General features: G+C 41.2%; 12 protein-coding genes. 5 read left to right on the top strand and 7 right to left on the bottom strand.

What is annotated here, in order from left to right; translation table 11 throughout:
- The first annotated feature begins 11 nt into the window (after positions 1–11).
- Together F909_RS01255 and F909_RS01260 are read left to right on the top strand one after the other, a co-directional pair.
- Positions 12–1,577, top strand: coding sequence for a sensor histidine kinase (locus F909_RS01255; RefSeq protein ID WP_005154727.1), 1,566 nt, complete (start codon positions 12–14; stop codon positions 1,575–1,577).
- Positions 1,578–1,598: 21 nt separating this feature from the next.
- Complete coding sequence (locus F909_RS01260) at positions 1,599–3,035, top strand: sigma-54-dependent transcriptional regulator (protein WP_005154723.1); 1,437 nt, start codon at positions 1,599–1,601, stop codon at positions 3,033–3,035.
- A gap of 35 nt (positions 3,036–3,070) precedes the next feature.
- On the opposite strand, the gene F909_RS01265 is transcribed toward F909_RS01260, so the two are convergent.
- From F909_RS01265 to lptF, 5 genes are all read right to left on the bottom strand, one after another.
- Positions 3,071–4,249, bottom strand: coding sequence for a S41 family peptidase (locus F909_RS01265; RefSeq protein WP_005154720.1), 1,179 nt, complete (start codon positions 4,247–4,249; stop codon positions 3,071–3,073).
- Between the two features lie 9 nt (positions 4,250–4,258).
- Positions 4,259–5,803: a 2,3-bisphosphoglycerate-independent phosphoglycerate mutase gene (gene gpmI / locus F909_RS01270; RefSeq protein WP_005154718.1), complete on the bottom strand. Its 1,545-nt coding sequence runs from the start codon at positions 5,801–5,803 to the stop codon at positions 4,259–4,261.
- A 111-nt stretch (positions 5,804–5,914) separates the two neighbouring features.
- A complete protein-coding gene (locus F909_RS01275; protein ID WP_005154716.1) occupies positions 5,915–6,391 on the bottom strand; it encodes a putative molybdenum carrier protein in 477 nt (158 codons plus the stop codon).
- A gap of 18 nt (positions 6,392–6,409) precedes the next feature.
- Positions 6,410–7,480 (bottom strand): LPS export ABC transporter permease LptG, encoded by a 1,071-nt coding sequence (lptG, locus tag F909_RS01280; RefSeq protein WP_005154715.1) that lies wholly within the window; start codon positions 7,478–7,480, stop codon positions 6,410–6,412.
- Positions 7,480–8,580, bottom strand: coding sequence for an LPS export ABC transporter permease LptF (lptF, locus tag F909_RS01285; protein ID WP_005154714.1), 1,101 nt, complete (start codon positions 8,578–8,580; stop codon positions 7,480–7,482). The genes lptG and lptF overlap by 1 nt, the downstream gene beginning before the upstream one ends.
- A gap of 154 nt (positions 8,581–8,734) precedes the next feature.
- On the opposite strand from lptF, the gene F909_RS01290 reads away from it, so the two are divergent.
- Genes F909_RS01290 through F909_RS01300 form a run of 3 tightly spaced genes read left to right on the top strand, consistent with a single transcriptional unit; the run spans position 8,735 to position 11,256 of the window.
- Complete coding sequence (locus F909_RS01290; RefSeq protein WP_005154713.1) at positions 8,735–10,183, top strand: leucyl aminopeptidase; 1,449 nt, start codon at positions 8,735–8,737, stop codon at positions 10,181–10,183.
- Positions 10,184–10,186: 3 nt separating this feature from the next.
- Entirely contained in the window at positions 10,187–10,594 is a 408-nt protein-coding gene (locus tag F909_RS01295; protein ID WP_005154712.1) for a DNA polymerase III subunit chi, read from the top strand.
- 35 nt (positions 10,595–10,629) lie between these two features.
- Positions 10,630–11,256, top strand: a complete 627-nt coding sequence (locus tag F909_RS01300; RefSeq protein WP_005154710.1) for a cell division protein BlhA — start codon at positions 10,630–10,632, stop codon at positions 11,254–11,256.
- Between the two features lie 41 nt (positions 11,257–11,297).
- On the opposite strand, the gene F909_RS01305 is transcribed toward F909_RS01300, so the two are convergent.
- Both F909_RS01305 and F909_RS01310 read right to left on the bottom strand, forming a co-directional pair.
- The gene (locus F909_RS01305; RefSeq protein ID WP_005154709.1) at positions 11,298–11,957 is read right to left on the bottom strand and encodes a riboflavin synthase; all 660 of its coding nucleotides are present in this window, start codon (positions 11,955–11,957) and stop codon (positions 11,298–11,300) included.
- Positions 11,958–12,117: 160 nt separating this feature from the next.
- Entirely contained in the window at positions 12,118–12,957 is an 840-nt protein-coding gene (locus tag F909_RS01310; protein WP_005154708.1) for an MIP/aquaporin family protein, read from the bottom strand.
- Positions 12,958–13,262: the final 305 nt, after the last annotated feature.

Genomic DNA, 13,262 nt, shown 5'->3' with positions numbered 1-13,262 from the left:
AGTAAGCGCCTATGTTAGGGAAAATTGCGTCATCAGTTTCACAGACAGTCTATCGGCTCGGCGTTTGGTATAGTGGCTATCGGCTCATTATTTCAATTAGCCTGCTTTTAATTTATTTACTGACTGCTGAACAGCTGTCTAGCAACTATATTTACCCTTTTTTATATTTCTATACGCTGATTTGCTATATCGCACTCAATATTTTTCAGCTTTTTTTACTGCAACTGCTTCCGATACAAACCTCCAAGCAACTGATTTTTATCTTTCTGATTGATGTCATTTGTTTAAGTTTAATCACCTTCTCTGCGGGTGGTCCAAATCTGCAACTGAGCTTGCTTTACGTCATTATTATTTTTTCTTCTGCGATATTATTAAATGCTCACCTCTCGCTGATCATTACTTTATTTGCCGTTATTATGGTGGTTTACCAGCGTTTTTTAGGTGACTTCTTTGACGTTAATAATTTAAATCATCTTGGTAATAGCATTTTTCTGGCGTTTTTGTTCTTTGTTGTCCATGCCATTGGCCGTATCGCAGTACAGCGTTTTAAAATTTTAGAAACTTTAACTTTTCATCAATCCATTGAAATTCATCAATTACAAAATATTAACCGTTATATTTTAGAACAGATTGAAGATGGTTATTTGGTACTCGATGAAAGCAATCATATCGTGTTAACTAATCCAGCAGCCAATACCTTATTAGGCATCCATTTACCGATTTCTTTAGAAAAAACACCGTTGATAAAGTTACAACCAGACTTGTTTGAACTGATTCAATTTAGTGATCTTGAAGATGGTGAAGAATTTAGTTTTGAATCACAGCAAAGCGCGTACACCATTAATGTTCGGGTGAAACATCTGATCGTTCCTGAACAGGCTTTAGTGTTATTGATCTTAAAAGATGCACAGAAACTGACTCAGCAAGTCCAGCAACTAAAACTTGCTGCTCTTGGTCAGCTTTCTGCCAGTATTGCCCATGAAATTCGCAATCCTTTGGCTGCGATTGTGCAAGCCAATGAGCTATTCAAAGACAGTGATACCCATCAACAAGAAATGCTGTCCCGCATGATTAGCAAACAAGCCAAACGGATTGATAGCATCGTGCAAGACACCTTAGCAATGGCACGGAATAAGCCCACCGAACCAGAAGAAATTGATCTGAGCTCTTTCTTTGAAAGTTTACTCAATGAAGATCTTGCTGACGCTAAACAAAAAATTCAAATTAAGCTAACAGAACAGGTCAGCATCTTATTTGACGAAAAACAATTACGCCAAGTACTGATTAATCTAATTAGAAATGCACTACGACATAATGCAACTGACGCGCCTTATATTGAAGTCGAAGTACATGAAAAAGAGGGTCGGACTTGCATTGATGTCATCGATTTTGGGACGGGTGTCTCAAAACGAGATATTTCTCAACTGTTCAAACCATTTTTTAGTACCGAAATTAAAGGAACTGGTTTAGGATTGTATTTGTCTCATACATTTTGTGAGGCCAATCATGCAAAGCTCACTTATATAGAGCGACAACAAGGAGCATGCTTCAGGATTGAATGCTCTAAAATTCATTGATTAGATTAGGTTTCTCGGGGAATGGCAACAAAACAACCACTCGTCTTGCTCGTAGACGATGAAGAAGATTTATGTCTTTTAATGCAAATGACGCTCGCGCGCATGGGTATCAAGACACATCTCGCCTATCGGGTCGAACAGGCAAAAAAATTCTTTACTGAGTTCCAGTACGACGCTTGTTTAACAGATTTAAATCTTCCAGATGGTAATGGTTTGGATCTGGTCAAACATGTAACTCAGAACTATCCCAATACGCCTATTGCTGTATTAACCGCCTATGGCAATATGGATATTGCCATTGCAGCATTAAAAGCGGGCGCATTTGATTTTGTCAGCAAACCTGTCAATCAAATGCATTTGGATCAGCTGATTCAAAAAGCCTTGAATCGTCCACAGCCTGAACAAGAAGCCGCTGAAACAGCTTTAGAAAATAAACTGTTAATTGGACGTTCAGCACCGATTCAACAATTACGGATCGCTTTAAAGAAAATCGCCCGTTCTCAAGCCCCTGTGTTTATTACAGGTGAATCAGGAACAGGTAAAGAAGTCGTCGCGAATCTGGTACATCGTTTGAGTAACCGTAGCGAAGGCCCGTTTATTGCCATTAACTGTGGTGCAATTCCAACTGAATTGATGGAAAGCGAGTTATTTGGCCACAAGAAAGGCAGCTTCACTGGTGCAACACAGGACAAGCAGGGCTTAATTCTCTCTGCGCACGGCGGTAGTCTATTTTTAGATGAGATTGCTGAACTGCCTTTAAATATGCAGGTCAAATTACTCCGTGCAGTACAAGAAAAGAAAATTCGTCCGGTCGGTTCTGACCAAGAAATTGATGTTGATTTCCGTGTCATCAGTGCCAGTCATCAAGATCTAGAATTACTGGTGCAACAAGGCCGCTTCCGACAAGATCTGTTCTTCCGTATTCATGTCATGGATATTGTACTGCCACCCTTGCGTGAGCGTGGGCAAGACATCCTGCTATTGGCGAATCACTTTATTCAAAGAATTAGTCAAGAATGGGAATTATCGACAAAATCGCTTTCCTCACGTGCAGAGCAATTCCTGTTGCAACAGTATTTCCCGGGGAATGTGCGTGAATTACGCAACATCATTGAACGTGCGATTACGCTCAGCGATGATGACAATATTGACCTGGCTCATTTACAAACTGCGCCGTTACGCAGTTCATTGATCAATCCAGCACCATCATTTTCCAATACAACAGCTGAAGAAGTTGAAGCACCACAGCACTCTGCAAGCCCAAGCATGAGTTCAAAGAAGCTTCCACCCGAAGGTTTAGAGCGTTATTTAGAGAATATTGAAAAAGAAATTCTGCTGAATGCACTCAATCTGACCCATTGGAATCGAACCTTGGCAGCCAAGAAATTGGGCATGACCTTCCGTTCGTTACGCTATCGTTTGAAAAAATTCGGTTTAGATACTGAAGATGATGAATAATCTTTAAAAAAAGCCCCTGTTATCAGGGGCTTTTTTTAGTATCTGCTTTTCAAAACCAAATCTGTGACATGCTCGAGATAATTATCTTCTTTCATCTCGGCAGACAAAGCATAAGTTTGATTGGGCTCAATGCCCTGACCTTCAATCATATTGCCATTCGGGGTGTAATAGTGGGATACCGTCATTTGTAGTGCAGCACCGCTTGGTAAAGGAAATAGCTTTTGTACCACACCTTTACCATAGCTATTTTCACCCACCACCCAAGCACGCTTATGTTCTTTTAATGCGGCTGTGAAAACTTCTGCAGCAGAAGCCGAACGACGATTAATGAGAATGCCTAATTTAAGATTTTGAAATTCATTGGATGGTAGAGCTTGAAATTGCTGATCACCCTCAGAACGACTTTTCGTCGTGACAATCAGGCCTTGATTTAAAAATAAATCGGCAGCTTCCACTGAAGCAGAGAGCAATCCACCCGGATTATTGCGTAAATCAAAAACGACCGCTTTAAGTTTGCTTGAGCTATATTCCTCAATTAAACGTTTCACTTCATTGGCAGTGTCTTGCTGAAAAACGCGAATTTTCAATACCAGTACCTGATTATGCAGTAGCACAGGCTCAATATCCGTCTCGACTTTTTTATTTCGAACCAAGATCACTGTACTGTTATTATTCTCTGGGTGGATTTGTACGGTACTGCCAATCGAACCATACAGTAAACCTTGTATCTGATCTTGATTTAAATTTTTGAGTTCTTGGTTATCAACTTTGAGAATCACTTGCCCATTACGCAAACCCAATTTACTCGAATCTGAACCAGGCTTTAAATCTTGAATCTGCCAAGATTTTGAGTGCGCATCGTAATTTAAATTGAAATCGACAGAGGCTAAATCACCTTCTGTATATTGAATGAGTTGACGATACTCTTCTGCGGATAAATAACGAGAATAGCGATCTAAGCCGCTGACCAAACCTTTGATCGATTGCTGAAATAAAGCATCGTCGGACTTTTTATCGACATAGTTATCTTTCACAATGCCATAGATTTGTACAAATTGTTGAATCGACTCAATCGGAACTTCTGTGCTGCCGATGGTTTTATCTTCACCAGCCCATCCAGATGAATGAGTAATCGGCGCTGCAGAGAGATGTAACCCCCAACACATCAACACACTTGCACATAATGTTCTGTAAATGTTGTTGTGTTGGGTCATTGCTTCACCTTATTTTAAAGTAATTAAATTCTTGCCTTGCATTTCTGGAGGTACAGGAATATGCATCAAATGGAGTAATGTAGGTGCAACATCAGCCAATACGCCACCTTCAGCAATCGTTGCTTGTGTCGGCCCGACATAAATAAATGGCACCAATTCAGTGGTATGTTGAGTATGAACTTGTCCACTGTCATAGTCTTGCATTTGCTCTACATTACCATGATCAGCCGTAATTAACATATGCCCTTTGTTTGCCATGACGGCATCATAGACACGGCCCAGACATGTATCTACAGTTTCAACTGCTTTTACTGCGGCATCAAAAATGCCTGTATGCCCGACCATATCTCCATTGGCATAGTTGACCACCAACAGGTCAAACTCACGCGAATTGATTGCATTAACCAACTCATCGGTCACTTCATACGCACTCATTTCTGGCTTTAAGTCATAAGTTGCAACATTCGGTGATGGAATCAGAATACGTTTCTCACCTTCATATTCATCTTCACGGCCACCGCTAAAGAAGAAAGTCACATGTGCATATTTTTCAGTTTCGGCAATACGTAATTGGGTTTTACCTAAGCCTGACAGATATTCACCAATCGAGTTTTTAAGCCCTTCTGGCATATACGCAACTGGCGCATCAATGCTGGCCTGATAACGAGTCAACATGACGAATTTCGACAAGTTCGGAACGACTTTACGCTCAAACCCAGCAAAATCTTTTTCAACAAAGGCACGAGTAATTTCACGCGCACGGTCAGCACGGAAGTTCATGAAAATCACACTATCACCATCTTGGATTCTGGCAATTTGACCAATACGTGTTGCTTGAACAAACTCATCATTTTCTTCTGCTGCATAGGCTTGTTCTAAGCCTTCAACAGCTGAGTTTGCTACACGCACTGCCTCGCCCTCTGTCATTAAGCGATAGGCTTGTTCAACACGATTCCAACGATTATCACGATCCATCGCAAAGTAACGACCAATCATTGAAACGATACGACCCTGATTTGGATACTGAGCAAACAAAGCATCGAGTTTTTCTAATGAAGGTTTTGCACTACGTGGAGGTGTATCACGACCATCCAAAAATGCGTGTAAATACACGGTTGCGCCACGTTTTAATGCAAGCTCACACATCGCCACAATATGGTCTTCATGCGAATGCACACCACCTTGTGATAATAAACCCATCACATGCACGGCACCGTTTGCTACTTTGGCTTTTTCGACTGCATCGACTAACACTTCATGCTCAAAAAAAGCACCTGTGCGAATGTCCTTTGTAATTCGGGTAAAGTCTTGATACAACACACGGCCTGCACCAAGATTCATATGTCCAACTTCTGAGTTGCCCATTTGACCCTCAGGCAAACCCACGTCTTCACCTGAACCAGAAATCAAACTATTCGGATGCTTTGCCACCATTGCAGTGAGGTTTGGTGTTTTTGCTGCTAAAAAAGCATTATCTTCAACTGCTTCTCGATGTCCTACACCATCCATAATTACAAGAACGTGAGGAATTTTGCCAGCATTTGCATCCGTCATAATGGACTCTCTTTTTGTCGATCATTTGATCGGCATATTTTACCGAAATTTCATCAAATTCTCCATGACCAGACTGATGGCTTTCATGAATCGAAATCATCGAGAAATAACTTAATCTATTATTCGTTTTAATACCGACGTAATCACTTGCTCTGTATAAGGCTTTGCTTGAGGTAAACTAGATCCCTTAGGACCAGCAACATTAAGGGTTAATATCTTATTTTTCTCATAAAACAAATAAACTCGTTCTGCTGCACGAGCAACCGACAACTCACTTCCATCAATCAACAAATAAGGTTTCTTAGCTTTAATACATTCTAATAGTGTTAATTCAGTACCACCTTTAGCGAAAATATAATCAAAATAGATAATAATCGTTGCATCACTATCCTGAACATTCTGTTTAGTTCTTTTTCTATAACCACTATTTTCCAAGATACTTAATGGGTAACGGTCTGGGATAACACCATCTTCAGCCATTCGGCCCTCTGGACACCAACCACCACATGGAGCCCCGACAGATAGAGCTGCATCTAACGCACCTCTATCAACCCCAGTTTGTCCTCCAGAAATAATTTTTATTTTCATGGAATTCCTATTTTATCTCTATCGCGCCCGATACAATAAATAACTACCCACCATAAAGATCAGCACGACAGGTAATAGCACAAACCATGCTGGAGAGGGTGCATAGACCAGACTCGCATAACCCAAGAAATCTTGTAAGTAGAAAAAGCCAAGCCCTGTAAATAGTGCGATCACTAACCGGAAGCCCATCGACTGTTGGCGCAGTGGACCAAAGATAAATGAGCACGCAATCAAGACCAGAGTAATCAACGAAAATGGAGACGTAACCTTCTGCCAAAATGCCAGTTCATAAGTCTTCGGCACCTGACTATATTCATCCATATAACGCATAAAGCTGATCAGTTGACTTGGCGATAAATCTTCAGGATCTAAGGTCACCATATGCACATATTTCGGCTGCAGTGCCAAACCCAATGCTTGTTGATCGTGATCAGTTTTAATGGCATTGCCCTGCGCCAGCAAATCGACTTGATGTGATTGCTCTAATGTCCACTGCCCATCTTTGATGAACTGACCTTTTTCAGCATTCACAAAAGACTGCAACCGATAGTCCTTATCAAAATCAATCACTTGAATATTGCGAAGTTGGCCTTTTGAGTTGGCATAATCAATATAAATAAAACGCTGCCCTTCACGTGACCAATAGCCTTTTACTTCCCCTAAAGCTGCGACACTACGTTGTTTTTTAATACTTTGTGCTTTTTCATTGGTATATGGAATGACCCATTCACTGAGTACAAAAGACAAAACAATCAATAACAGAGCTGCACGCATCACCCAACCGACGATCCGCCAGAGGCTGATCCCGACGGAGCGCATCACAATCAATTCACTATTCGAGGCCAATGCCCCTAAGCCCAAAACTGAACCAATCAATGCAGCAACGGGTAAGATTTCGTATAAATAACGAGGTGCACCCCACATGACATAGAGAAAAGCCTGCCATGCATTATAATTCGGTTTCAATGCCCCTAATTCACCCAAATAGGTAAATAAAACTTGTAGAAAAGATAATACTAACGTTGTTCCTAGCATTGCTAGTATTGTGGTTTTTGTCACATGTTTGGCGACTATTCGACGTGCTAACATTACAACCCCACTCGCTGAATACTTTTCTTAATTTTAGGCGCTAGCTTCTGTTTACGTGCAAAAATTGCGGCAGCAATAGCATAAATCAGTAGCACAATTGGATAAGCCCAAAGGCCCAATTCGTCTTTACTGACTCGAGTTTTAATCGCAATCAGTAAAACAATGAGGCTGGCAAAAATAAAGATTGCTGGAATCAGACGATAATAACGCCCTTGACGCGGACTCACTTCCGACAATGCTACCGCCAACATTAAGCCCACAATAATGATAAATGGCCCAAAGATCCGCCAACCCAACTCACTACGTACCACAGAATCATCTCGTTGCTGCCAAAGCTTAGACATCGACAAAGCTTCTACATCACCGCTTTCAAACTTCACATCTTTATCATTTTCCAAACGTAGTCGATAAGATTGAAACTCCGCTTGGGTATAACGCGGTTGATTTGGATAAAGTTCGTAGCGACGACCTTGGACTAAATCCACCACATTTGCTGTGTCATTTTCCACTTCAACACGCGTTGCTTCCTTTGCCAAGATCATGACATCTGGCTTGCCTTCTTGGTCAGCTTTTTGATAGAAGAAAATGTCTTTTAGGTTTTTACGGTCTTCAGACAGCGAACCCGCATAAATGGTAAATGGTCCTGAAGAAATGAATTCCTTTGGACGGACAAGATCAAAGCCTGTACGTACTGCTTGTGCACTTGTTAGTTTTTCAAATTCACGTAAGCCCCACGGCCCCATCCAAAGCATTAAACAGGTTTGTACCACTAAATAAACCAAGGTCATAGGTAATAATAGTCGTGCCAATTGGTTTCGACTCACACCACTACCATTTAAAACTGCCATTTCATGATCGACGTAGAGACGACCAAACACCAGCATCAATGCAATAAAGAAACCTAAAGGAAGAATCAGGGTTAAAAACTCGGGCAAACGGTAACCGATGATGCTAAATAAAATACCTGCATCCAAACGACCTTGAGCTGCCACGCCAAAATATTTGATTAAACGACCACCCATCATAATCAGGGTTAATAAACCAATGACGACGAGTGATGTCGAAACCACTTGTTTGACGAGATAACGCCGAATAATCAAAGTAATACTTCCAAAAAGCCTAATCGAAGGTAACGCTAGTTTACCCGAATGTTAAAAATATAAAACCTATCGCTTGTTGCGGATTGCAACCTCATATCCGAAAGTGTTTAATGGACTTATCTTTCTTTTTCACTCATCAGGTTCCATACAAACAATGAAATTTACCCTTCATAACGCATTCCCCACTCAGGCGTCTAGCGAATCTTTGTGGATTTTGGTTGATTCAGAACAATTACAACAGAACTTAAATACATATCAAATCAATCACCTAGAAGAAGTGCTTAACGCAACACAATTCAAAGCAGGTTTTAATGAAAGCTTGGCTTTAATTGCAAATGTTTCTGTTCAAGCCAATGCCCAATTGTTAGGACTTGGAAAAAGTGCCGAGTTAAAGGCCACAAAATTAGCAAAACTTGCACAAAGCATTATCAAATCATCACAAAATAAATTTACACAAATTACGGTTGATCTGTCTGCATTACCAAGTGATTTGCATGCTTTATTTGCCTTGAGCCTAACGCAAGCAGCATATGGTTATGATGAGTTTAAATCGAAGAAAAATGAATTTGTGTTAGAAACAATCCATCTCGTTGCCAAGCAGACCACTTTAGATGATGCGCAGCTGAATTTGATTCATGCGGTGCAATCAGGCCAGAACTATGCGCGTGATCTTGGCAACCGTCCAGGCAATATTTGCTTCCCTGAATATTTGGCTGATCAAGCAATTGCACTTGCAGCAGAATATCCAGAACTTTTAAAAGTTACGGTGCTGGATGAACAGCAAATGGCTGACTTGGGCATGTATGCCTTCCTTGCAGTCAGCAAAGGTTCTGACCGTCCAGGCCGTATTATCACACTTGAATACAATGCCAAAGTAGATCAAGCACCTGTTGTGCTGGTAGGCAAAGGCGTAACCTTTGATACAGGTGGTATTTCATTAAAACCAGGCCTAGGCATGGATGAAATGAAATTTGATATGTGTGGTGCAGCTTCTGTTCTTGGAACCATTCAGGCACTCTGTGAAGCTCAACTGCCGATTCATGTGGTCGGTGCGATTGCAGCAGCAGAAAATATGCCATCTGGTCATGCCACCCGTCCGGGCGATATCGTCACCACCATGAGTGGTCAAACTGTTGAGATTTTGAATACCGATGCAGAAGGTCGTTTGGTGTTGTGTGACACATTAACCTATATCAAACGCTTTAACCCTGCGCTGGTGATTGATATTGCGACGCTGACTGGTGCTTGTGTGGTTGCACTGGGTAAAGTGGTCAGTGGCTTATTTACACCAGATGATGAACTTGCCCAAGATCTACAACAGGCAGGTGAGCAATCGCTTGATCGCGTATGGCGTATGCCTGTGATGGAAGAGTATCAAGAATTACTCGACTCTCCTTTTGCCGATATTGCCAACATTGGTGGCCCATACGGTGGTGCAATTACTGCGGCATGTTTCCTCGAACGTTTCACGCGCGACTATCGTTGGGCACATCTTGATGTGGCAGGTACGGCGTGGTTATCTGGTGCAGCCAAAGGTGCAACGGGCCGTCCAGTACCGTTATTGATGCAATTTTTAGCAAATCGTGCTGAAACGAAAAACTAAAACATGCCACAAATCAGCTTTTATCTATTTGAAAATAGTACCGAACGGCAAGTTGAAAGTGCTTGCCGTTTATGTCGTAAGATTCTGAATCAGCATCCACATATTTGGTGGTATTGCGCTGATTCAGAGCAACAAACTGAGTTAGACGAGAAACTTTGGAACTTTGATCCACTCAGTTTTATTCCACATGGCATCGATCAGCCGAATAGTCCTGTGTGTATTTCAGCAGAATTACCCCCATCAAATGATTGGATCGTGTTTAATTTTAACAATCATGCACTTGAACAAACTCAAGATTTTCGCCACATTATCGAGATTATTGAAAATAATGAAACGGCAAAACAGATCGGGCGTGAAAAATTTAAAATGTATCGTCGTTTGGGCATTGAACCTCGAACATTTAAATTATAAATCGGCAATAAACAGCATCATTAGAGGAGTGTCTTGTGGCATTAAATGTAGGTCAGGACTTTAAAAAACGTTGGTTAAATGCACCTGAGACCGTTCGTCAGACGTATCAGGATGATTTATCACGTATCTGTGATCTATTGTTACCACAAACATTAACTCAGACGTGGATGCAGCATGAAGAGAATGCTCAACAGCTTTCTCAACAACGGATTGATCAAGCTTATGCCGACTTAAAAGCTGAATTGATTGAACAAGCTCGTATTCGTAAACAACTGGCTTTGGAAAAAGCTTTGGAAGAGAAGCGTGCAGCCGAAGCAGCATATGCAGCGCAACTGCAAGCTGATGAGGCACGTCAATTTGAACAACAAACCGAAAACCTGCTTGCCTTACGTGGCCATATTGATCAGGAAATCGCACAGCAAACTGAGCGCTATCAAACCAATCCTGAACAGCCAAGTATCGATTATGCACAAGCTCAACGTGTTGTGATTGATGATCAACAGATTTTGTCTGAACTTGAAAGCGTCCGTGTCCGACTTGAATTAGAAGCAGAAGGTTTAATTGAGCAAGCTGTAACTGTGTTCCGCGCCAAATTACATGCACTCGCACAAGATGAAATTGATTACATTCTGAAAAATAGTGAATTCTCAGACGAGAAGTAATAAAAAAGCCCAGTGAACTGGGCTTTTTTATACGGAATATTTTATTTCAAGAAACCATTTTCCGCTAAAAACGCCATGCTGAGATTTGATTCAGTTTTCTGTTCCGCAGCTTTATCGCCCAATAACAAACGCTCGATATAACGCGCCAACACATCAACTTCTAAATTTACCTTGCTTCCCACTTGCCAAGTCCCAATATTGGTACGCTCAGCGGTATGCGGAATCAAATTCAAGCTTAAAATATTGCCACGTAAATGATTAATGGTCAGACTAATGCCATCGACAGTGACTGAGCCTTTTTCTGCCAAGTATTTTGCCAATTCAGGCGGTGCTGTCACTTCAAAATACAAAGAACGTGCATCTTGACGAACCACCGTAATTTCACCTAAACCATCAACATGTCCACTGACAATATGACCGCCAAATCGTGTGGTCGGTAGCATCGCTTTTTCTACGTTTACTGCTTGACCCACTTTCCACTGCCCCAATGTGGTACGGTTTAAGCTTTCACGCGATACATCTGCAGCGTACCAGTTTCCACCCCATTCGATCACAGTTAGGCAGATTCCATTGGTCGCAATCGAGTCACCTAGATGCACATCGGACATATCCAAATCAGTCTGGATACGTAAACGAATATCGCCACCTACACTTTGTAGGCTTTCAACCTTACCTAAACTTTCAATAATGCCTGTAAACATGGGAGTTTTAACCTACCTTTATTGCAGTACGTGCCACAGTAAATAAGATACCTTAAAGCAAAGAACTTTAGATAACAAGGCATCGGCAGTTCAAATGCCCGCAAATAAAAAAGGGGGATCAACTGACCACCCTCTTTCTATAATTTATTAAATCATGCATTTATTGCATTTCAGACACTTGCTGATCTGCCGTCTCTTTAGCTGCAACCTGATTCTTAACCAAGAAATGGCTAAAGAATAATTTATAGCCAAGTACACCTAAGCAAGCACCAACGATAGGTGCAATAATTGGTACGATGAAATAAGGAATATCACGGCCACCTGTAAAGGCAACAGGTCCCCAACCCGAAAAATAAGCCACGATTTTTGGACCAAAATCACGTGCAGGGTTCATGGCAAAACCAGTCAATGGGCCAAAAGACGCACCAATCACTGCAACCAGCAAACCCACCAGAATCGGTGCTAAAGCCCCTCGCGGTAAACCATTGCTGTCATCCCCAATCGCCATAATGAGCCAGAGCAATAACATGGTGATAAACATTTCTACCATAAAAGCCTGACCAAGCGATAACAGATGATGCGGATAAGTTGAGAATATCCCCGCCAGTTCCAGACTTTCTACACTGCCACGTACCATGTGATGCGTCTGTTCATAATCCACAAATAAATTGCTATATAACCCATATACCAGCAGTGCACCCGTCGCAGCCCCTGCGACTTGGGCAATGATATAGAAAGGGACTTTACGCTTATCAAATCCTGCAAAGAGTGCCAAAGCGATGGTTACTGCGGGGTTAAGATGAGCCCCTGAAATGCCAGCAGATAAATACACTGCCAAAGCAACCGCCAAACCCCATACGATACTAATTTCCCACAGACCTAAACTTGCACCTGCAAGCTTCAGCGCAGCCACCACACCAATACCAAATGATAAAAAAATTGCAGTAGCAAAAAATTCAGCTACGCATTGCCCCAATAAGGTGGGTTCCGAGCGACTCATAACAACCTCTCTTGGTCATCGCTGCTAATAGGCAAGACCCTAAATTAAGCTCGGCAAACTATAGTTATTTTCAGATACGGTCAATATCATTTGGTAAAAATTTGAACGATTGGTTAAAGTATTTCCACACTTATATTCAATGAATATGACTATAAAAACAGAGGGTTTAATGATTTTAATTATATGTTTTACATTATTATTTTTAAATAATCATTTTATATCATCTAGTTTTAATGCATGACTTAGCATGTATAAACCAATTAAAAAATGATAGAAATTTACTATAAAAACATAGATTTATCTTT

Source organism: Acinetobacter sp. ANC 3929 (assembly GCF_000369405.1).
Lineage (GTDB): Bacteria > Pseudomonadota > Gammaproteobacteria > Pseudomonadales > Moraxellaceae > Acinetobacter.
This window is presented reverse-complemented; position numbering and strand designations above follow the sequence as displayed.

Excerpts from the sequence above, each read along its gene's own strand:
- F909_RS01305 (WP_005154709.1), bottom strand. The coding sequence starts at position 11,957 with ATGTTTACAGGCATTATTGAAAGTTTAGGTAAGGTTGAAAGCCTACAA.
- gpmI (WP_005154718.1), bottom strand. The coding sequence starts at position 5,803 with ATGACGGATGCAAATGCTGGCAAAATTCCTCACGTTCTTGTAATTATG.
- F909_RS01275 (WP_005154716.1), bottom strand. The coding sequence starts at position 6,391 with ATGAAAATAAAAATTATTTCTGGAGGACAAACTGGGGTTGATAGAGGT.
- F909_RS01310 (WP_005154708.1), bottom strand. The coding sequence starts at position 12,957 with ATGAGTCGCTCGGAACCCACCTTATTGGGGCAATGCGTAGCTGAATTT.
- lptG (WP_005154715.1), bottom strand. The coding sequence starts at position 7,480 with ATGTTAGCACGTCGAATAGTCGCCAAACATGTGACAAAAACCACAATA.
- F909_RS01265 (WP_005154720.1), bottom strand. The coding sequence starts at position 4,249 with ATGACCCAACACAACAACATTTACAGAACATTATGTGCAAGTGTGTTG.
- F909_RS01260 (WP_005154723.1), top strand. The coding sequence starts at position 1,599 with ATGGCAACAAAACAACCACTCGTCTTGCTCGTAGACGATGAAGAAGAT.
- F909_RS01290 (WP_005154713.1), top strand. The coding sequence starts at position 8,735 with ATGAAATTTACCCTTCATAACGCATTCCCCACTCAGGCGTCTAGCGAA.
- F909_RS01295 (WP_005154712.1), top strand. The coding sequence starts at position 10,187 with ATGCCACAAATCAGCTTTTATCTATTTGAAAATAGTACCGAACGGCAA.
- F909_RS01255 (WP_005154727.1), top strand. The coding sequence starts at position 12 with ATGTTAGGGAAAATTGCGTCATCAGTTTCACAGACAGTCTATCGGCTC.